Origin of the sequence: Reyranella sp., from assembly GCF_050185545.1 — a bacterium.
Taxonomy (GTDB): domain Bacteria; phylum Pseudomonadota; class Alphaproteobacteria; order Reyranellales; family Reyranellaceae; genus Reyranella.
Genome location: NZ_JBFWZI010000018.1, coordinates 49,632 through 69,916, shown reverse-complemented (window position 1 = coordinate 69,916; position 20,285 = coordinate 49,632). Strand labels below are relative to the sequence as shown.

The 20,285-nt window shown below is 67.2% G+C and carries 15 protein-coding genes; 6 read left to right on the top strand and 9 right to left on the bottom strand.

Annotated elements, in window-relative coordinates; all coding sequences use genetic code 11:
* The first annotated feature begins 349 nt into the window (after positions 1-349).
* The 3 genes from AB7O82_RS07530 (at position 350) to AB7O82_RS07520 (ending at position 3,918) form a co-directional block, all read left to right on the top strand.
* Complete coding sequence (locus AB7O82_RS07530; RefSeq protein WP_428554626.1) at positions 350-1,333, top strand: threonine ammonia-lyase; 984 nt, start codon at positions 350-352, stop codon at positions 1,331-1,333.
* Between the two features lie 160 nt (positions 1,334-1,493).
* Entirely contained in the window at positions 1,494-1,919 is a 426-nt protein-coding gene (locus tag AB7O82_RS07525; protein WP_428619043.1) for a cupin domain-containing protein, read from the top strand.
* Between the two features lie 316 nt (positions 1,920-2,235).
* Positions 2,236-3,918: a winged helix-turn-helix domain-containing protein gene (locus AB7O82_RS07520; RefSeq protein WP_428554631.1), complete on the top strand. Its 1,683-nt coding sequence runs from the start codon at positions 2,236-2,238 to the stop codon at positions 3,916-3,918.
* Between the two features lie 100 nt (positions 3,919-4,018).
* Here AB7O82_RS07520 and AB7O82_RS07515 read toward each other — a convergent pair whose 3' ends face one another.
* Positions 4,019-4,909: an NAD(P)-dependent oxidoreductase gene (locus tag AB7O82_RS07515; RefSeq protein ID WP_428619040.1), complete on the bottom strand. Its 891-nt coding sequence runs from the start codon at positions 4,907-4,909 to the stop codon at positions 4,019-4,021.
* Positions 4,910-5,835: 926 nt separating this feature from the next.
* Between AB7O82_RS07515 and AB7O82_RS07510 the strand changes: the two genes are divergently transcribed.
* From AB7O82_RS07510 to AB7O82_RS07500, 3 genes are all read left to right on the top strand, one after another.
* Positions 5,836-7,890 (top strand): molybdopterin-containing oxidoreductase family protein, encoded by a 2,055-nt coding sequence (locus AB7O82_RS07510; RefSeq protein ID WP_428619036.1) that lies wholly within the window; start codon positions 5,836-5,838, stop codon positions 7,888-7,890.
* 184 nt (positions 7,891-8,074) lie between these two features.
* Complete coding sequence (locus tag AB7O82_RS07505; RefSeq protein WP_428542598.1) at positions 8,075-9,874, top strand: hydantoinase B/oxoprolinase family protein; 1,800 nt, start codon at positions 8,075-8,077, stop codon at positions 9,872-9,874.
* Between the two features lie 5 nt (positions 9,875-9,879).
* Positions 9,880-11,967 carry a hydantoinase/oxoprolinase family protein gene (locus AB7O82_RS07500; RefSeq protein ID WP_428542595.1) on the top strand — a complete coding sequence of 696 codons (2,088 nt, stop codon included), beginning with the start codon at positions 9,880-9,882 and terminating at the stop codon, positions 11,965-11,967.
* 280 nt (positions 11,968-12,247) lie between these two features.
* On the opposite strand, the gene AB7O82_RS07495 is transcribed toward AB7O82_RS07500, so the two are convergent.
* The 8 genes from AB7O82_RS07495 to AB7O82_RS07460 form a co-directional block, all read right to left on the bottom strand.
* Positions 12,248-12,730, bottom strand: coding sequence for a type II 3-dehydroquinate dehydratase (locus AB7O82_RS07495; RefSeq protein WP_428542592.1), 483 nt, complete (start codon positions 12,728-12,730; stop codon positions 12,248-12,250).
* 18 nt (positions 12,731-12,748) lie between these two features.
* Positions 12,749-14,161, bottom strand: a complete 1,413-nt coding sequence (locus AB7O82_RS07490) for an FAD-dependent oxidoreductase (protein WP_428542589.1) — start codon at positions 14,159-14,161, stop codon at positions 12,749-12,751.
* 288 nt (positions 14,162-14,449) lie between these two features.
* A complete protein-coding gene (locus AB7O82_RS07485; protein WP_428542586.1) occupies positions 14,450-15,736 on the bottom strand; it encodes a TRAP transporter large permease in 1,287 nt (428 codons plus the stop codon).
* 4 nt (positions 15,737-15,740) lie between these two features.
* Positions 15,741-16,325, bottom strand: a complete 585-nt coding sequence (locus tag AB7O82_RS07480; protein WP_428542583.1) for a TRAP transporter small permease subunit — start codon at positions 16,323-16,325, stop codon at positions 15,741-15,743.
* Positions 16,326-16,379: 54 nt separating this feature from the next.
* On the bottom strand, positions 16,380-17,429 hold the full coding sequence (locus AB7O82_RS07475; RefSeq protein WP_428542580.1) for a TRAP transporter substrate-binding protein: 1,050 nt from the start codon (positions 17,427-17,429) through the stop codon (positions 16,380-16,382).
* Positions 17,430-17,655: 226 nt separating this feature from the next.
* On the bottom strand, positions 17,656-17,835 hold the full coding sequence (locus AB7O82_RS07470; RefSeq protein ID WP_428542577.1) for a hypothetical protein: 180 nt from the start codon (positions 17,833-17,835) through the stop codon (positions 17,656-17,658).
* A 54-nt stretch (positions 17,836-17,889) separates the two neighbouring features.
* Positions 17,890-19,413, bottom strand: coding sequence for an amidase (locus AB7O82_RS07465; RefSeq protein ID WP_428542574.1), 1,524 nt, complete (start codon positions 19,411-19,413; stop codon positions 17,890-17,892).
* Positions 19,414-19,440: 27 nt separating this feature from the next.
* The gene (locus AB7O82_RS07460; RefSeq protein ID WP_428542571.1) at positions 19,441-20,154 is read right to left on the bottom strand and encodes an ABC transporter ATP-binding protein; all 714 of its coding nucleotides are present in this window, start codon (positions 20,152-20,154) and stop codon (positions 19,441-19,443) included.
* Positions 20,155-20,285: the final 131 nt, after the last annotated feature.

The following is a 20,285-nucleotide window of genomic DNA, read 5'->3' as shown; positions in this document are numbered from 1 at the left end:
GTGGTTTACCCAATCCTGCCCGAGAGCGTTGCAGAGACACCCCGGCCTCAGCCTTGATGCGTCGACCGAAAGGCACGCGAACAGCGCTTGGGGATGGGTCTGCAGACATGTCCGTTTCGGGTCAGACACGGAATTGAAAGTCACGCGGCGTTACGTCCGCTTTACCCCTCGAAGCGGTCCTGACATCGCGCCTGGGTGACATCGGACCAAGATCAGACATTCTCTTGATCGCCCGCATCAGCCGCAGTCGGGTAGTCTAGCAAAACGTGCTTGCATCGCAGCTTCGGGCCGGCGCAGCCCGTCGCGATATCTTGCCGGCAAGACGCGCATCCGGTATAGGCCGCCCCCCGTGACCGACGCGCCTCCCTTGCTTGCCCTGGAACGGATCCGTGACGCACAAAGGGTGTTGTCGCTGAGCGGATTGCCGCGGACTCCCTGCCTGGAACTGCACGATGGTCGAGCGCGACCCGGCCGCCTGTTCGTCAAGGCGGAAAACCTCCTGCCGACGGGTTCCTTCAAGATTCGCGGAGCTACCTACCGCCTCTCCGCACTGACGCCGGAGGAGCGGCGATGCGGCGTCGTCGCCTATTCCACGGGAAACCATGCGCAGGCCGTTGCCAAGGCGGCGCGCGACTGCGGGGCGTCCGCGACGATCGTGATGTCGCCCGACGTGCCTGCGTCGAAGGTCGTCGCCACCGAACGCTGGGGCGCGCGCGTGGTCAACGCTGCGCCGAGCTCCGACGCCCGGCGGGCTCTCGCTGAACGACTTGCGGCCGAGCAGGGCCTGATGATCGTCCCACCCTATGACGACCTGGCCATCATCGCCGGCCAGGGAACGATCGGCCTCGAGCTCGCCGAGGACCTGCCGATCGCGACGCCAACGAGCGTCTATGTCCCGATCGGCGGCGGCGGCCTCATCTCGGGTGTGGCCGCGGCGCTGAAGCAGACCCGCCCCGAGATCCGGATCGTCGGCGTCGAGCCCGAAAGCGAGAACGATGCCTTTCGCTCCTTCCGCGAAGGACGCCTCGTTGCGCTGCCCGCACCAAGCGGCAGCGTCGCCGACGCCATCAAGGTCCAGCGACTGGGCAATCTTACCTTTCCGTTGATCCGCCGTTTCGTCGACGACATCGAGCTGGTGAGCGAGGCCGAGATAGCCCGTGCCGTGCTGCTGGCCGCCGAGGACATGAAGATGATCGTCGAGCCCGGCGGCGCGGTCGGACTCGCCGCGGCCCTGCGGGCGATGAAAGCGCGTGACGGGCGGCATGTGGCTGTCCTGGGTGGCGGCAACATGCCGGTGTCGCGCCTCGACGAGATGCGCGCTCTCTTGCGGTAACGGCTGGCTGTTAATCTCCGCAATACGCCCGCAAGGATCGCCGGGGGCAGGACCAGGTGATGGCAAGGTGTCGGGCAGGGCTTGTCTCCAATCGATTGGACAAGCATCGTCGCGCGTGGCGCCCTGCAGTGCGCCAACCCCTCGAGTGGCGGAGGATCCCATGACCGTCGTCGTTGATCTCGCGAGCGAACTCTCCAAGCTGACCATGCTCGAGGGGCGCACGCCGACCTCGACCGAGGCCGATCGCGCCGGCGCCTTCGGACGCCTGGCGCCGTACCGCGACGGGGCGATCTTCGTCGCCAAGTTCTCCGGCATTTCGGCCTGGGAGCGCCATCCCCAGGGGGATGAGATCGTGCAGGTGCTCGACGGCGAGACCGAGCTGCGCCTGCTGACCGACGCGGGCCGCCAGTCGATCACGCTCAGGCGCGGCATGATGGTGATCGTGCCGCAGCACACGTGGCATCAGTTCGTGGCGCCGAACGGCGTCTCCCTGATGACGGCGACGCCGCAGCCGACCGAGCACCTAAGGGTCGATGTCGATGATCCGCGAACGGTGGCGGTTGCCCGCCAGGCTAACACTTTTTGACGTTTGCTTCGGGTCGGCGCACATGGCCGCCCGGTTGCCGGCATTCGAGACCGGCCACGACCACGTGCTTCCTCGGCGGTAGACCGCTCCAAGACAGCGCGACACACACGATACAATGTGCTGCTGGTGCGACATGACCAGGAAACATTGTATCGGTACAGCGACCCCGTCAGATCGGCTCTCGAGCAAACATCGATCTGATTGCCGTGACTTCGAGAGAGAAACTGCTGATCGGTCGTCCTCTCATGGCCGAGCAGCAGGCGCGACACTCATTGCCGGGACGAGTCTGGTGCAAACGTCGGTTTGGTGAGTACCGATGGCGCGCCAGCGTTCGCTTCTGTTCAAGGTCGGAATGCGGCGAGAGAGCCGGAACGGCCAACCGGGGAGCAGCAAGGTGCAATTTCTCTTTGCCGACCATACGCTCGACACCGACCGGCGTGAACTGCACCGCGGTGCAGACGCAATTGCCGTCGAGCCGCAAGTGCTGGACGTACTGATTTGCCTGTTGCAGAACCGTAACCGCGTCGTCACGAAGGACGATCTCATCGCTTCGGTCTGGGGCGGCCGGATCGTATCGGAGGCGGCGCTGACGAGCCGTATCCACGCCGCGCGGAAGGCGATCGGCGACAGCGGCCAGGACCAGAAGCTGATTCGCACGATTACGCGCAAGGGCTTGCGCTTTGTCGGCGACGTGCGCAGCCAGTTGCACGGCCTCGAACCGGCCGTTGCGACGGATGAGCCGCCGCTGGGTGAAAGCCGCGGGCCCTCGCGCGCGGCCCCGGCGCTGCCCAAGCGACCAGAGCGACCAGCCATCGCCGTGCTTCCCTTCACGAACGCCAGCGGTGATCCCGAGCAGGAGTATTTTTCCGACGGCATCGCCGAGGACATGATTACGGAGCTGTCGAGATCGCGGACGCTGCTCGTCATCGCGCGAACTTCGAGCTTCGCTTACAAGGGCGAGGCAACGTCGGTCGAAGACATCGGTCGCACGCTCGGCGTGCGCTATGTCCTGCAAGGCAGCACGCGAAAGGCGGGCAGCCGGATACGGGTGACGACCCGGCTCGTCGATGTTGCTACAGGCTGGCATATCTGGGCCGAGCACTTCGACCGCGACGTGGAAGACGTTTTCTCCGTCCAGGACGAGATAACCGCAATGGTTTGCGGGGCGATCGAGCCAGCGGTCGAGCGCAACGAGCGAGAGCGCGCGGCGCACGAGGCGCCGGAACGGATGGGCGCCTGGGAATGCTACCACCGCGGAATGTGGCATCTCGCGAATGCCGAGGCTGGAGAGAACACGAAGGCCCGTGGCTTTTTTGCGCGCGCGATCGAGCTCGATCCGCGATTCGCCAGGGCGGATTCCGCGCTGGCCCTGACCTACCTCAATGAAGTCACGCTCTTCCGCCCGGATCTTCGAAGCGCGAATATCCCATATGCGTTCGAGCACGCGGGGAACGCGATCAAGAACGACGCGACGGATGCCACGGCACATGCTGTTCTGGCGCGCGCCCTCTGGATGACGGGGTCGCATGCGGAGAGCCTTGCCGAGGCCGATCTCGCGGTCGGCCTCGATCCCAATTCTGCCGCGGCCCACGGCGCCGTAGGGGGCGCACGCCTCTGGGGAGGCCGGCCTCGGGACGCGATCGAGCCTCTGCAGACGGCAATTCGTCTCAGCCCATTCGATCCTCTCATCCCCTTGTGGTTACATTTCATCGCGAGGGCACACTACTGTGCTGAGGACTATGTCGCTTCGATCAGGGTCGCTCGACAGTTGCGCCACTCGTTCTCGACCTTCCGACCGCCTTACAACACGCTGATTGCCGCTCTCGGGCAAACGGGCCAGGTCGACGAGGCGCGTATCGTGCATGCCGACGCGATGGAGCGTTTTGGCGAGCGTTTCCGCGTTCTCCTGTCGCTCCCGTTGAGTGAACTCCGAGAACTCCGCGCCGAAGACCGCGAGCATCTGATCTGCGGCATTCGCAAGGCGGGGTTCGCCGCATGAATTCCGACACATAACCAGCCAGCCTGTCGTGCTCTGCATTGGACCGGACGTCGACGACGACGTCCTGGTCTTCCCGGTATTGGGTTTTGACCCAAGAGGGTCACGGCTTGACCTTGTGGTTCAGCATCGTCTCGTAGACGCGCAGCACGGAAGTGCTGTCGTCGCCGCCGAAGCCCATACCGCGCGCCAGGCGCTGCAGGGTGTGGGTCGAGGAACCCTGCGGCAGCGGCACGCCGAGCTCATCGCCGAGCTCGAGGGCGAGGTGCAGGTCCTTGTAGGCGAGGTCGAGGGCGAAGGAGGGCGGGGAGTATTTGCCCGGCAGCGCGCGCAGGGTGAAGTTCCGTATCGCATTCGAGTTGCCGCTCGAGCTGGCGATGACGTTGAGCAGCTTGTCCGGATCGAGGCCGTACCTGGTGCCCAGCATCATGCCTTCGGTGAGGGCGGCCATGTTGCAGAACGACAGCATGTTGTTGACCAGCTTGGCGACCGTGCCGGTGCCCAGCCCGCCCATGTGGATCACGTTGGCGCTGAACGACTGCAGCACCGGCAGGGCGTCGTCGAACACCTTCCTGTCGCCGCCCACCATGATGGCGATGGTCGCGGCCTCGGCGCCGGTCGTGCCGCCGCTCACCGGCGCGTCGAGCATGGCGATGCCCTTGGCCGCCATCGCCGCGCCGATCTTCTTCACCATCGACGGGGCGTTGGTGCTGAGGTCGATGTAGGTCTGGCCGGGCTTGATGCTGGCGAGGATGCCCTTGTCGCCCAGGGCGACGGCCTCGACGTCGCGGGGCATGGGCAGCGAGGTCATGACCAGGTCCGCGCCGACGGTCGCCTCGGCGACCGATCCCGCCGCCGTGGCGCCGAGATCGGTGCACGCCTTCACGGCGCTGGCGTTCAGGTCGAATACGGTCACCTGGTGATTGCTGCGCTTGACGATGTTGCGGCACATGGGGCCGCCCATGTTGCCGACGCCGATGAATCCCACCTTCACGGTACTCTCCTCCCTCTGGGCTGCCTTTCGACACGATAACGCCTTCCCGGCCGCGTCCCATGAAAATGTTCCGGGAGCACGTCACAACAGACGGAGTAAACTCCGCCGTAAGTGGCGCTCATGGTCTTCCGGACCGCGGGCGTCCCGCCCGCTCATCCTCTTCAGGACCGCGGGCAACGGCGCGGTAAACCGCGCCGCGCCACGCCCGCTCATCTTCATGATCATGAGCGGGCGGGACGCCCGCGGTCCGCATGAGCGCCACTTACGGGCGCGCTGGGCGTCTCCCCGGCAATGCCGATGAGGGTTGTGCTATCAGGTGCACTCGATGTCGTGGCCGCAATCGTCCAATGCGGCTGGCGCATGGTGACTTCCGACGCGGCTTCGCTAGCGTGGCGCGCATGAGTGCCCACCACGAAACTCAACGCGGGGGGCTTCCTCACTTCCGGACCGCGGGCGTCTCGCCCGCTCATGATCATGAGCATGAGCGGGCGAGACGCCCGCGGTCCGGAAGACCGTGAGTGTCGGGTCCGGATCATGCGCCGCCCGACACAACCAGCATCGCCGACGCAACGTCGTCCGCTTGAGTCACGCGCAAGCGGTTGAGATCAAACGGAAATGACGCTGTGACGCAAATGACGCAAGATTTCAGGCCGACTCTCGATGCCAGCAGGACCCCGAACGCAGAACGGCGATCCGAACGCAGGCGACCGCACGCCTGCGTTCGGCCAACCCGTTGATTCCGAAGGGTTTCGAACGCACCGAACGCACCGGACGCAGAAATGCGGGGTCGTTCTGTTCTGGATCGGGCATGGCCCCGACTTCCTGGCGCTCTCCCATCAGACCCGCTTGCGGAAAGTTCTCCCGGATCGGCCTAGACTGAGAGGAGGAGAGTGGACCGCCCCAGCACCGCGCCCCGGAGGAACCCCATGTCCGTCACTGAACAGCCCGTCATCGAGCGCGCCACCGTCTGCACCTTCGATTGCCCCGATACCTGCAGCCTCACGGTCGGCGTCGAGGACGGCCGCATCGTCAAGGTGCGCGGCTCGCGGGCGCTGCCCTATACGGCCGGCGTGATCTGCAACAAGGTCGCGCACGACATGACCGCGTTCGTGCACGGCCCGCAGCGCCTGCAGCATCCGCTGCGCCGCGTCGGGCCCAAGGGCTCCGGCCAGTACGAGCGCCTCTCCTGGCAGACGGCGCTCGACGAGATCCATGCGGGGGTGAGCGCCGTCATCGATCGCTGGGGGCCGCAGGCGGTGCTGCCGCTGAACTACGCCGGCCCGCACGGCTTCCTCGCCTACGACAGCATGTCGTCGCGCTTCTTCCATCGGCTGGGCGCCACCCAGCTCTACCGCCAGGCGCTGTGCGGCGGCGTGCGCAGCCAGGCCTGGGCGGGAACCTACGGCGCCGTCGCCGGCTGTCCGCCCGAGTTCGCCGAGCACGCGAAGCTCAACGTGGTGTGGGGCAACAACGCCACGGTCAGCAATCTCCATGTCGTGCGCGGCGCCCGCCGCGCCAAGCGCGCCGGCGGCCGGCTGGTGGTGATCGATCCGATGCGCTGCAAGATCGCCGAGCAGGCCGACCTTCATCTCGCCGTGCTGCCCGGCACCGACGTGCTGCTCGCCTGGTCGGTCGCCACCGAGCTCGAGCGCAGCGGCGCGTTCGATACGGCCTTCATTGCCGACCATGTCCTGGGCTTCGACGCGTTCATGGCGCGCGCCCGGCAGTGGCCGGTGGCGCGGGCGGCCGCCGCGTGCGGCCTGCGCGAGAGCGACATCCTGACCTTCGCGCGCTGGCTCGCCGAGGCCGATCCGCTGGTCCTGGCGATGGGCAACGGCCTCGAACGCGGCCGCAACGGCGGCAGCGGCATTCGCGCCGCCATCGCCCTGCCGGCGCTGCTGGGTCGACTCGGCAAGGGCAGCGGCATCGTGCTCGGCGCCGGCAATTCCTTTCCCAAGACTCCGGCGAAGCTGCAACGACCCGACCTGGCGCCGCCGGGGACCCGCACCCTGGTGATCAACGATGTCGGCCGTCATCTCGCTCTGGAGGACATCGATCCGCCGCTGCGCGCGCTCTTCATCTACAACCACAATCCGGTCGTGGTGCACCCGGACCAGAACCGCATGCGCCGCGGGCTGGCGCGGCCCGATGTCTTCGCGGTCGGGATCGAGCTCACCATGACCGAGAGCATGGCTTATTGCGACATCGTGCTGCCGGCGGCGACCAACTTCGAGCACGCCGACCTCTATCCGTCGTACGGCCATCACTGGCTGCAGCGCGCCGAGCCGGTGATCGCGCCGCTCGGCGAGGCGCTGCCCAACACCGAGATCTTCCGTCGCCTGGCGGCCCGCTTCGGCTTCGACGAGCCCTGCTTCAAGGCGACCGACGCCGAGCTGATGGACGACGCCGTCGATGCCGCCGACCCGCGGCTCAAGGGCCTGCGTCCGAGCGAGATCCCGACCGACAGGGCGCTGCAGATGACCGCCGCCGACGGCAAGCCGATGGTCCTGTTCGACAACGTCTTCCCGGCGACGCCCTCGGGCAAGATCGAGCTTGTGTCGGAGACGCTGGCCGGGCGCTGGGGCGCGGCCGCCCGGCTGCCAGACTGGCAGCCGCCTCGGTCGTCGCATCCCCTGATGCTGATCTCGCCGGCGTCGGACAAGCGCATCTCCTCGACGCTCGGCGACCACGCGGGCTCGCGTGCGGCGCCCAAGCTGCACATGAATCCGCGCGATGCCGCGGCGCGCAATCTCGCCTCGGGCGCCGAGGTGCGGGTGTGGAACGACCTCGGCGAGGTGATCCTGCCGCTCGAGGTGACCGACGACGTCCCGCCGGGCGTGGTGGCCAGCGAGAAGGGCGCCTGGCTCTCGACCAGCCGCACCGGCCAGACGATCTCCGCCCTGGTCTCGTCCGACCAGCGCGCCGATCTCGCGCAAGGCGCGTGCTTCAACGATACGGCGGTCGAGGTGGGGCCGGCGTAGTCATGCGGACCGCGGGCGTCCCGCCCGCTCACGCTCACGATTCATGAGCGGGCGGGACGCCCGCGGTCCGCATGAGGCATGACCTTGAGCATGAGCGGGCGGGACGCCCGCGGTCCGCATGAGGCTTGACCTTGCCAGTGGCGCGCGACTTGCAGTGAAATGAAGGACAGAAGAGGAATTGCCGGTGGCCCCCATTCACGACCCGATTGCGCTCGAGCTGTTCAAGAATGCCATTTTCTCGATTGCCGACGAGATGGCGCTGACGGTGTTCCGCACCACCTACTCGGGCGTGCTCAAGGACAACATGGATTATTCCACGGGCTTTGCCGACGCCGACGGCAAGCTCGCGGCCCAGGGCCTGACCCTGCCGGGCCATCTCGGCTCGGTGCCGACGGCGATGGACGCCATCATGCGTCATTTCAAGGACGATATGGCGCCGGGCGACGTCTTCATCATGAACGATCCGTTCGACGGCGGCATGCACCTGCCCGACATCTTCGTCATGAAGCCGCTCTATCACCAGGGCGAGCGGCTGGCCTTCGCCTGCACCGTCTGCCATCACATCGATGTCGGCGGCCGCGTCGCCGGCTCCAACGCCTCGGACTCGACCGAGATCTACGCCGAGGGCCTGCGCATCGCGCCGATGAAGCTCTACGAGGCGGGCAAGCTCAACAAGACCATCGTGACGTTCCTCGAGAAGAACGTCCGACTGCCGGTCCAGCTGATGGGTGACCTGCGCGCCCAGCTTGCCGCCTGCCATATCGGCGAGAAGCAGTTCGCCGAGCTGGTCGGCCGCTACGGGCCGGAGCAGACCAAATTCTACCTGAAGGAAGTGATCGACTACGCCGAGCGGCTGACACGTGCGGCGATCGCCCAGCTGCCCGACGGCGAATGGAGCTTCGAGGACTGGATCGACGACGACGGCGTCGATTACGGCAAGCCGATCCGGCTGTTCGTGACCATCCGCAAGACGGGCGGGCACATGGCGATCGACTGGACCGGCACCAACCCGCAGGTCAAGGGGGCGATCAACAACACGCTCTCCTTCACCAAGGCGGCCTCCTATTGCGGCGTGCGCTCGGTGCTGCCGCCCGGCATCCCCAACAACGAGGGCGTGTTCCGTGCCATCGAGGTGATCTGTCCGCCCGGCACGGTCGGCAACGGCGTGCTGCCGGCGGCCTGCGCGGCGCGCGGCCTCACCGGCTTTCGCATGGTCGACTGCATGTTCGGCGCGCTCGCCATGATGCTGCCCGACAAGGTCAAGGCGGCGGGCGACGGCGGCAATACCGGCATCTCGATCGGCGGCTACGACGGGCAGCGCAAGCCGTTCGTCTACGTCGATTTCACCTGCGGCGCCTGGGGGGCGAGGCCATGGGCCGACGGGCTCGACGGCAACTCGCACATGTTCGCCAACATGGCCTCGCATTCGATCGAGGTCACCGAGGCCGAGCAGCCGATCCAGCTCACCGCCTACGAGTTCGTCGCCGACCGCGCCGGCGCGGGCAAGTACCGCGGCGGCGTGCCGTTCCTGCGCGATTACCGCTTCCTCGAAGGCGAGGGCATGCTGCAGGTCCGCTCCGACCGGCGCGACCACCGGCCGTTCGGCCTCTATGGCGGCAGCCCCGGCGCGCCGTCGGAGAACCGCCTCGATCCCGATGGCGAGAACCGCCTGCTGCCCTCCAAGCTCACCATGACGATCACGAAGGGCCAGGTGTTCCGCCACATCCTGGCCGGCGCCGGCGGCTGGGGCGATCCGCTGGAGCGCGATCCGGCCGCCGTGCTGCGCGATGTGAGGAACGAGCTCCTGTCGCCCCAGAAGGCGCTGGCCGATTACGGCGTGGTGATCGACCTCGCCGCCTGGACGGTCGACGCCACCGCGACGGCCCGTCGCCGCGAGGAGATCAGGCGCGCCCGAGGCTGGCGCGACGTGCCGAAAGTTCAGCGCGACGATCCCGAGACCGCTCTGCGGCGCGCCGCGGAGTAGCCCCGATGCCCGTCACGTATCGCGCCGGTGTCGATATCGGCGGCACCTTCACGGATATCGTGCTGCTCGGCTCCGACGGCACCGTGCTCACCAGGAAGATCTCGTCGAGCGTCGGCAACTACGCCCAGGCGATCGTCGACGGCCTCGCCGAGATGTTCGCCGAGGCGGGCCTTGGCGGCACCGCGATCGAGGAGATCCGCCACGGCACCACCGTCGCCTCCAATGCCATCCTCGAGCACAAGGGCGCGCGGGTCGGTCTGATCACCACCAAGGGCTTCCGCGACGTGCTGGAGATCCGCACCCTGCGCATGCCCAGGCTCTACGATCTCGGCTGGACCAAGCCGCCGCCGCTGGTCGAGCGCTACCTGCGCAAGGTGGTCGACGAGCGGATCGACCATCGTGGCCATGTCGACCGCGCCCTCGATCCGGCCGATGCCGAGCGCGCCGTCGATGCGCTGCTTGGCGAGGGTGTCGAGGCGATTGCCGTCTGCCTGCTCAATTCCTTCGCCAATCCGGCGCACGAGGTGATGCTGAAGCGCATCCTCGAGCGCAAGGCGCCGCATCTGCCCAAAAGCCTGTCGTTCGAGGTGCTGCCGGAGATCAAGGAGTACGAGCGCACCTCGACGACGGTGATCAACGCCTACGTGATGCCGATCGTCGCCACCTACCTGCGGGCGTTGCGCAAGGGGCTCGATGCCGCCGGCATCCCGGCGCGCCTGCTGCTGATGCAGTCGAACGGCGGGCTGACGACGGATGCGGCGGCGGCCGAGCGTCCGATGAACATCATCGAATCGGGGCCGGCCGGCGGCGTGGTCGGGGCCCAGGCGCTGGCCCGCGCCAAGGACCTCGGCAAGATCATCACCTTCGACATGGGCGGCACGACCGCCAAGGCCTCGATGGTCGAGGACGGCCAGGTGGCGCGCGCCCAGGAATATGCCGTCGGCGCGGGTATCATGATCGGCTCGCGGCTGCTGACCGGCGCCGGCTATACGCTCAAGGTGCCGGCGATCGATCTTGCCGAGGTGGGGGCGGGCGGCGGCTCGCATGTCTGGATCGATGCCGGCGGCGCGCTGCAGGCCGGGCCGGAGAGCGCCGGCGCCGTGCCCGGGCCCGTGTGCTACGGCCTGGGCGGCACGGTGCCCACCATCACCGACGCCAACGTGTTGCTGGGCTACATCAACCCCGCGCACCTGGTGGGCGGCGCGCTGAAGCTCGACGCCGGGAAGGCGCGGTTGGCCTTCGCCGAGAAAATCGCCGGCCCGCTCGGGATGCCGGTCGAGCGCGCGGCCTACGGCGCGCACCTGATCGTCGCCTCCAACATGATCCGCGCCATCAAGGCGGTGTCGACCGAGCGCGGCCGCGATCCGCGCGAGTTCTCGCTGTTCGCCTTCGGCGGCAACGGCCCTTTGTTCGCCGCCGGCATGGCGGCCGAGCTCGGCATCGACCGCGTGGTGGTGCCGCCGTCGGCCGGGCTGTTCTCCTCCTTCGGCCTGCTCTACGCCGACGTCGAGCATCACTATGCCCGGACCTTCCGCCGCCTGCTGCGCCAGTCGGATGCAGCGGAGATCGATGCGGCGTGGCGGGAGATGGCGCGCCAGGCAAGCGGGCAGCTTGCCGCCGAGGGGTTTACCGGGGCGGCGGCGCGGCTCAGCCGCTCGGCGGCGCTGCACTACAAGGGCCAGAGCTACGAGCTCACGGTGGCGGTGCCTGACGGCCCGATCGACGCCGCCATGCTGAAGCATCTCGAGGAGGCGTTCGGCGCCGAGCACGAGCGCACCTATGGCCATCGCGCCGGCCCCGAGGAGCCGGTCGAGCTGGTGGCCATCCAGCTGGTCGGCGCCGGCCTGCGCGACGACGGCAGCGCCCTGCAGCGCGCCGCACCGAGCCGCGTGGCCGCCGCGAAGCCGTCTTCGCGCAAGGCGTGGTTCGGCGACAGGCACGGCTGGCTCGACACGCCCGTGCTGGGCCGCGCCGACCTTGCTGCGAGCCGCGCAGGCCCGCTGATCATCGAGGAATACGACGCCACCTGCGTCGTTCCGCCCGGCACCCGCGCCGAGCGCGACGAGGGCGGCAACATCGTGATCAGCCTGTAGCTGAGCCCTTCAAAGCTCCTTGCTGCGCTCCGGACGTCAGTCTTTCGCTGGGGGCGCGCCACTCATAAGTGCCATCTTTGATGGTCATGCGCTGGGAGCGCGCCACTCCGATGGCGCTCTTCACGATGATTACACAGCCCATGAGCGCCTTCGGAGTGGCGCGCTCCCAGCGATGAGATCACCCCAACCATTACAGCGGCGCCATCACGATGTCCGACCAGATGCAGATCGTGGCGATCATCGTCAGCGAGGGCTTCGCGTGATCGAGTTCTTGCTGGCGTCATCCGGGCGTGTTGCGCAGCACCGGCGGCAGCGTGTCGGGCACCTTGCCCAGCCGTTGCACGGCCGCCAGCATGGCGGCGATGTAGCCGTAGGGACCGAGCCCGCAGATCACCGCCGTGGCCGCGGTCGAGGTCTTGGAATGGCGATGCAGCTCGTCGCGGGCGTGGATGTTGGAGACGTGCAGCTCGATGATCGGGCCCTCGAACACCTTCAGCGCGTCGATGATCGAGATCGACGTGAAGGAGAGCGCCGCCGGGTTGATGATGAGCGCGTCCGCCTCGGTCCGTGCTGCCTGGATGAGATCGACGATCTGCCCTTCGTGGTTGGATTGATGAAAGGCCAGCGACACGTCGAGCAAGCTGGCGCAGGCGCGGCAGGCGGCCTCGATCTCCGCCAGGGTCGTGCGGCCGTAGATGTGCGGCTCGCGGATGCCCAGCAGGTTGAGGTTCGGGCCGTTCAGGATCATCAGACGGGTCGGCATCGGGCTTCTCCTATCCCGCTAGAAATACGGCGCCGTCCACGCCAGCTCCTTCGGTCCCACCTTCTTCTCGATGCAGCGGGCGGCGGCGAAGCCGGCGATCTCCCCGGTCTGCGTGACCCAGGGGAAATTGCGCATCACCATGAACAGGCTCTGGTAAGTGAAGGACAGCGAGGCGCCTGTCAGGATCATGTTGTCGATCTTCTTCGGCAGGAAGCATCGAAACGGCACCTCGAACTCGTAGGCCTTGTGGTTGTCCCAGAAGAACACTTTGGTCATGGGGCGGGTCACCGCGTCGCGGAAGCGCCGGCCGGCGCGCACGTCCTCCAGGCAGAGGACGTGCTCGCCGATCGGGTGCCGGCCGTCGCGCACGCCGACATAGCGGCCGATCGAGGCGATCGCCGCCTTCTCGAAGCCCGGGACGTACTTCTTCAGGAACTGCGCCTCGGCATTGATGAAGCCGCGGAGCAGGCGGATCGCCGTGCTGTTGTCCTCGGCATTCTCGTCCATGTGCAGAGCCATCTCGTAGGGCACGTTCTGCCACAGCACGTAGGTGCCGTCGGTGGAGATCGGGCTCATGTCGATCGTGGGATGGCCGATATACATCGACCCGTAGACGCCCTTGCCGCCCATGCGTGGCCTGTAGAGGCCCGCCGGCAGATCGCCGGCCACGCGCGCTTCGGCCATCGCCTTGTGCAGCATGGGATCCTTGGCGTGCTGCTGGTGACGCGCCAGGGCGGCGAAGTCGATCCCGCTCATGGTCCACAGCAGGCCGCCGGGGACGGGCCGGTCGATGCCGTCCCAGTCGGCGGTGGCCGGCTGCGGGCCGCCGCCCCGGACGAACGGCGCTCCCGCCTTCGCGACCAGCTCGGCGGTGCCGGAGCCGTCGATGAAGAGGCGCCCGACGATCGCCTGACGGCCGCTGGCGTTCTCCACGATGATCGCCTTGATCGTGCTGTCGCCTGGGCCGTCATCGACGATACAGCCGACGAAGCGGGTGTCGTACAGAACACGGGCGCCGGCCTCGTGCAGCATCTGCGCCATGACGCAGCCGGCGCCTTCCGGATTGAAGGTCATGCGGGCGAACGGGTCCCCGGCCTTCTTCAGCTGCTCGTAGTGCGAGACCGGGTTGCCGGCCCAGTCCGGATGGCTGTCCTGGCTGGCGGTGAAGACGTAGCCCTCGGCGGCGAACCGCTCCATGAGCTCGCTGTGGATGCCGCCGACGCCGGCGCCGGCCGAGCCCTGGAGCCCGGACGTGTGCACGCCGCCGGGCATGTCGAGCTTCTCGACCACCAGCACGCGAACGCCCATGCGCGCCGCCTGCAACGCCGCCGCAAATCCGCCCGGGCCGGCGCCGACCACGACGACGTCGGCCTCGTACGCCACTTGCGGTCCCCCGGCATTGCGCGCAACGCCGTGCTGTTCTTGTGCCATCCGCCGCCATTCTGCGCTGCCTTGTGGGAGCAGGCCATCGCCCATGCGCGCTGTTCGGGCAAAAGCCCGTTCAGGCGGTACGGAGAGGTGTTCCGCCTGTCCGTGATAGTGCGCGAGAGGTGGCCCAGGCAAGCTCCGTGGCGGAACAGCCGAGGTGCCAGCGCGCTGCGATCAAGTGGCGATTCTCGCCGGTGCCTTCGTAGATGTCGAAGATTCGGGCGCCATCGAGCTTCGAGACGCGGCAGCCGATCGTTCGTGGCGCATTCATATACGCCGCTCAGGAGCGCATCACGTCGCCGCCATGGCCGGCAGCCATTGGGCGATTTCCGGCCACACCGACAGCACCACCAGCATCAGCATCATGGTGAGGACGAAGGGCGCGGCGCCGATGATCACGTCGTCGATGCGGCCGCGCTTGCGCAGTCCCTGGACGACGTAGAGGTTGATGCCGACCGGCGGCGTGATCATCGCCAGCTCCATGAGGATGATGATGACGATGCCGAACCACACCGGGTCGTAGCCGGCCTTGAACATGATCGGGGCGATGATCGGCACGGTCGCCACCATCATCGACAGCGTTTCCATGAACATGCCGAGGATGAAATAGAAGATCACCACGACGACCAGCAGCTCGAGCTTGCCGAGTCCGAGGCTGGTGATGAAGCCGTTGACACGGCCGGTGAGGCCGATCGAGGTGATGACGAAGTTGAGGAAATACGCGGCGAGCAGGATCGCCATGATCATGGCGGTCGTGCGCATCGTGCCCTCGAAGGCGTTGAGCAGGGTATGCAGGGTGAGCCGACGGTGCCAGGCGGCAATGGCGACGGCAGCGATGACGCCAAGCGCTGCCGACTCCGTGGCGGTCGCCCATCCGGCATAGATCGAGCCGATCACTGCCAGGAAGATGATGAGAGGCGGCAACAGATCCGGCAAAGCGGCCAGGCGCTGCTGCCAAGTCGCCGACGTTGGCGCGCCGCCGAGCCTGGGCCGCGCCACGCAGATCACCACCACCGTCAGGCTGAACAGCGCAGCGAGGACGAGGCCGGGAACGAAACCCGCGAGATAGAGCTTGGGGATCGAGGTGTCCGTCAGCACGCCGTAGACGATCATGTTGATCGACGGCGGGATGAGGATGCCGAGCGTGCCGCCGGCGGCGATGGTGCCGAGGAACAGCCGTTCGGAATAGCCGCGCTTCTCCACCTCGCCGAGCGCCACGGTGCCGATGGTCGCCGCGGTCGCCACACTCGAGCCCGAGGTCGCGGCGAACATGGCGCAGGCGGCGATGTTGGAATGCATCAGCCCGCCGGGCAGCCACGGCACCCACAGCACCAGGGCGTTGTACATGCGCTCGGCCATACCCGAGCGCAGCAGGATCTCGCCCAGCAGCACGAAGAACGGGATCGCCACCAGCAGGAAGTTGTTCGACGTCCCCCAGGCGATCTCGCCCATGGCCAGCGACAGCGGCAGCTTCGAGTAGATCGCCGACAGCGTGAGGCCGAGCACGCCCAGCCCGGCGGCCACCGGCACGGCGAGGGCGAGCAGGCCGATCAGGATCGCGAGCGTGATGCCGAGCACGGGGTTAGCCGCCGCTCTCGCGGGCCTGGCGCTGCTGGAGGTCGCGGATCTCGTCCTCGACCTCTTCCTCCGCCGACCGGGTGCTGATCAGGCGGGCGGCGCCCGACAGGTCCCCGGCCGCCATCAGCCGGAACGCCTGCACCAGTAGCGCAACACCCACGGCGATGAACGCCACGAGACCCGCGATCCACAGGCTGAGCGGAATCACCGTCGGCGTCTCCAATGCCGACTGGCTGCGCGAGTCAGAGGTCCAGGATTGCGCCAGGACGCCCCAGCCGTGCCACAGCACCAGGGCGAAGAAGCCGAGCAGCATGACCATGGCCGCGAGGTCGAGGGACAAGCGAACCTTCTGGGCGAACAGCACGTACAGCGAATCGATGCGGATGTGCGCCCGGTCGAGCAGAGCCGCACCCAGTCCCCACGCTGTGCCGATCGCCAGGGCGTAGCCCGCCAACTCGTCCGCGCCACCGATCGACAGGGCGAGGAACTTGCGCAGGAGCACGTCGATGCCGATCAGGAACGCGGACAACAGGACCAGCGAGCCGCCGAACCACAGACCCCACCGGGCGATGCGCCGCACGCCGCTCACGGTCGTTCGTTCCCTGGCGACACGGTCAACTGCTGTTTCGCTTCCAAAGCGAGGCTAGGGCGTCGGCGCCTTGAGATCGAGTGCCTTGCCGACCGTGTCGTTCCACTCCTTGGCGCAGGCAGCGCCGCAGCGCTTGGCCCAGCCGGCCAGCACGGCGCCCTCGACCAGCTTCTTGTGGGTGGCCGCTTCCTCGGTCTTGACCGGCACGATGGTGGTCTTGGCGAGCTTGCCCATCGTGCAGGGCTGCTTGCCGGTGTTGCAGTTCTCGGCCTCGGCCGTGGTGGTCTTGATGGTCCGCCACATCTTGTCTTCGTAGGTCTTGAACTGCTCGAGCAGGAAAGCCTGAGTCTTGGGATCGAGGCGCTTCCAGCTGGCGAGGTTGACCGCCAGCACGTTGATGCTCCAGCCGAGCGACATCGGGTAGATCGACTTCGTCACCTCAGTCCAGCCGGCGGTGTTGCCCGACAGGCTGCCGGTGACGCCGCAATCGACGACGCCGTTGTTCAGGGCCGGCACGACCTCGGCGAAGGCCATGCTGACGGATGTCGCGCCGAGGCCGGCCAGGAAATCGCGCATGGTGTTGTTGAACACGCGCACCTTCTTGCCCTTCAGGGAGTCGAGCCCGCCTATCACGTCGCGGCACCAGAACACCTGGGGCGTGTTGCCGCCGTATGCGAGCAGCTTGGCATTCCAGTTCTTCTGCATCTGGCGATCGATAACGTCGCGATAGGCGGCACAGGCGGCGCGCGCCTTGTCGGGATCGAGCGTCAGGCCAGCGAGGTCGCAGGCTTCGAAGCGCGGGTCGTCGCCGGCCATCTTGGAGATGTCCATCGCCGCGAAGTCCATGACGCCGAGCTTCAGCAGGCGCAGCATGGTCTTGTCGTCGATGCCCATCTGGTCGAGCGGCGTGATGTCGGCGGTGATCGCGCCCCTCGACGCCTCGGGAATGGTCTTGCGCCAGAATGGTATCTCGTCGTGGATCGACACCGGCGTCGGGCTGTTGAGGCCAATCACCTTGAATTGGCTTTTGGGCAGATCCTGCGCGATGGCTGCGGATGCAATCGCCGTCGCCAACGCGACCCCCGTCAGTAAGCGCTGCAGCATGACCCTTCGCCTTCCCCTGTTGGCTCTGGAATGCTCGATGCAGGATGCATGCCGCGAGCAATCGTGTCCAGTCACCCAACGCCTGGTTCGGCGTATGCCGACCATGGCTTCTGGAGCACGTTCTGCTCGGCTGCAATCGCGCGAGTGGATCGTCGTGCTCCAGACACTGAAAATTCTAGAGCAGCCTGGGCGGAGGCGGTCGTGGGGCGCCGGCGCAGCGCGCGGCTCATGAGTTCGGCTTGGGCAGTGCCGTCGGGACGATCCGCAGGATCTTGTAGCCACGTTCGCCGAGCTTCACGGCCTCCGCTTGTGCCTCTGCCAGGCTCGAATAGCCCAAGCCCACCTCCGCCGTACCGCCGGGAGCGACCGTCCAGACCATGTGCTTGCCGAAAACCTGCTGTGCCATGACCACCTTATAGCGATTTCGTGGCCCGGCGCGAGCATTGGTTCTCGGAGTTGCCTAAACCGTGATCGATTTCCAGTCGTGGCTCGTCTCGAAGGCGTCGGCGGCGCGGTAGATCGTCGACTCGTTCCAGTGCTTGCCGACCAGCATCATGCCGGCGGGCAGACCCTCGCTCATGCCGCAGGGCAGGGTGATCGCCGGATGGCCGGTGACGTCGAACGGCGCTGTGTTGGGCAGCATCTCGAAGGCGCGACTGATGGCGTCCATGCGCGGGCCGGCCGGATCGGGAATCTTTGTGGCACGCAGCGGCAGGGTCGGCATCAGCAGCAGGTCGTAGTTGGCGAGAGCCGTGTCGTAGGCGGCGCGCAGCCTGCGCGCCAGGTTCTGCGCCTTGGCATAGTAGTGGCCGCGATACTTGTCGAGTGCGTACTTGCCGAACAGGATCGTGGTCTTGAGCGTGTCCGACAGCTCGTCGGCGCGCTGGCGCCAGGCCGAATGCGCGTCGACCAGGCTGGTGACATAGAGGCCCTTCCAGTTGAAGCCGTAGCCGTTGCCCAGCATCATCTGCCAAGTGGCGCCCTCGAGGGCGATTGCCGACCACACCGCCATGCCGGTGAGATGCCACGGGATCGAGATCTCCTCGACCGTGGCGCCGAGCTTGGTGAAGCGTGCAGCCGCTCCCTTCACCAGGTCGTCGACCACCTTCTCCGATTGCGGATGACCGAAGCCTTCCTTGACGATGCCGATCTTGAGTCCGGCGGCGCTGCCGCCCAGCGCTTTGGTGTAGGCATCGACGGTGCAGCCCATCTGCCGCGGGTCGAGCCCGTCGGGCCCGGCGATGACCTCGAGCATCAGCGCGTTGTCGGCGACCGTGCCGGTCATCGGCCCAGTGTGATCGAGTGTGAGCTCGATCGGCATGATGCCGGTGTAGGGCACCAGGCCCCAGGTCGGCTTCAGCCCGACGATGCCGCAATAGGCCGACGGGATGCGGATCGAGCCGCCCTGGTCGCCGCCGATCGCCAGGTCGGCCTCGCCGGCGACGATGGCGGCGGCGCTGCCCGACGACGAACCGCCGGCCGAGTAGCCGGGCTTGCGCGGATTGTGGACTGGTCCCGGCGAGGAGGTGTGGCTGCCGCCCGAGAAGCAGAAATACTCGCAATGGACCTTGCCCAGCACGGTGGCGCCGGCGTCGAGCAGGCGGGTCACCACGGTGGCATCGACGTCGGGCACGTAGCCTTCGAGCGTCGAGGCGCCGTTCATCATCGGCAGGCCGGCGACGCAGACATTGTCCTTGAGGACGGCACGCTTGCCCTTGAGCTTGCCGCGCGAGGCACCCTTGATCTCGCTCTTGCAGGACCAGAGATTGTACTTGTTCTCCTCGCCCTCCGGCCGGTAGCCGGGCGTGCGCGGGTACTTCACCAGGGGCAGATTGTCGGGCAGCGATTCGAGCAGGTTGTAGGCCGCGACGTTGCCGCCCATCGTCTCGAGGAAGAACGCGACGTCTGCCTCGGACAGGTTCATGCCGAGATCGGCGCCGACCTTGGACAGCTCGGCGGGTGTCGGCAGTTTGACGCTTGCCATGGGACTCCTCCCTCCTGGGTGTTGAGGCTAGCGGGTGCTCATGCCGACGAACTCGGCGACGAGTGCATCATCGCCCAGATGGTCGGGCGGGATCTCGCCGGTCATGCGGCCCTTCTGGATGATCAGCACGCGGTCGGACAGCCGGCGGATGAACTCGAGGTTCTGCTCGACCAGCACGATGGTGAGGCCGCGCTTGCCCTTGAGGCTCAGCAGGATGTCGATGATCTCGTCGATGATCGAGGGTTGGATGCCCTCGGTCGGCTCGTCGAGCAGGATGAGCTTTGGTTGGCCGCACAGGCAGCGGGCGAGCGCCAGGATCTGCTGCTCGCCGCCCGACAGCACGCCGCCGGCGCGGCCCAGGATCGGCTTCAGGCGCGGCAGCGCCTCGATCACCTCGTCGAGCCCCTCGTCGCCCAGGCCGGCGCTGGCCGCGCCTATGCGCAGGTTGTCGAGCGCCGACAGCCCGGGAAAGATCTGCCGCCCTTGCGGCACGTAGCCGATGCCGAGCCGGGCGCGGCGATGCGACGGCAGGCCCTCGATCGCCTGGCCGTCGAAGCGGATCGTGCCGGCAGTCGCCGGAATCTGCCCGACCACGGTCCGGAGCAGCGTGGTCTTGCCCATGCCGTTGTGCCCCAGGATGCCGACGAACTCGCCGGCCGCGACCTCGAGGCTGACGCCCTGGATGATCGGGATCTTCTGATAGCCCGAAGCGAGGCCGTGGATTTCCAAGAGGGCGGTCATGGGCGTCTCTTCTCCTGCCCAGCTCCGCTGGGGAGGTGCCCCGTCATACGGGGCGGAGGGGTCATGAGTCTCATGGCTGGGAGCGCGCCACTCCCGTGGCGCTCATGGGGTGTGTGATCCACAAGAAGAGC

What these genes read in the sequence shown, in the direction of transcription:
- AB7O82_RS07525 (WP_428619043.1), top strand. Translation starts at nt 1,494, where the DNA reads ATGACCGTCGTCGTTGATCTCGCGAGCGAACTCTCCAAGCTGACCATG.
- AB7O82_RS07520 (WP_428554631.1), top strand. Translation starts at nt 2,236, where the DNA reads ATGGCGCGCCAGCGTTCGCTTCTGTTCAAGGTCGGAATGCGGCGAGAG.
- AB7O82_RS07510 (WP_428619036.1), top strand. Translation starts at nt 5,836, where the DNA reads ATGTCCGTCACTGAACAGCCCGTCATCGAGCGCGCCACCGTCTGCACC.
- AB7O82_RS07500 (WP_428542595.1), top strand. Translation starts at nt 9,880, where the DNA reads ATGCCCGTCACGTATCGCGCCGGTGTCGATATCGGCGGCACCTTCACG.
- AB7O82_RS07495 (WP_428542592.1), bottom strand. Translation starts at nt 12,730, where the DNA reads ATGCCGACCCGTCTGATGATCCTGAACGGCCCGAACCTCAACCTGCTG.
- AB7O82_RS07490 (WP_428542589.1), bottom strand. Translation starts at nt 14,161, where the DNA reads ATGGCACAAGAACAGCACGGCGTTGCGCGCAATGCCGGGGGACCGCAA.
- AB7O82_RS07475 (WP_428542580.1), bottom strand. Translation starts at nt 17,429, where the DNA reads ATGCTGCAGCGCTTACTGACGGGGGTCGCGTTGGCGACGGCGATTGCA.
- AB7O82_RS07470 (WP_428542577.1), bottom strand. Translation starts at nt 17,835, where the DNA reads ATGGCACAGCAGGTTTTCGGCAAGCACATGGTCTGGACGGTCGCTCCC.
- AB7O82_RS07465 (WP_428542574.1), bottom strand. Translation starts at nt 19,413, where the DNA reads ATGGCAAGCGTCAAACTGCCGACACCCGCCGAGCTGTCCAAGGTCGGC.
- AB7O82_RS07460 (WP_428542571.1), bottom strand. Translation starts at nt 20,154, where the DNA reads ATGACCGCCCTCTTGGAAATCCACGGCCTCGCTTCGGGCTATCAGAAG.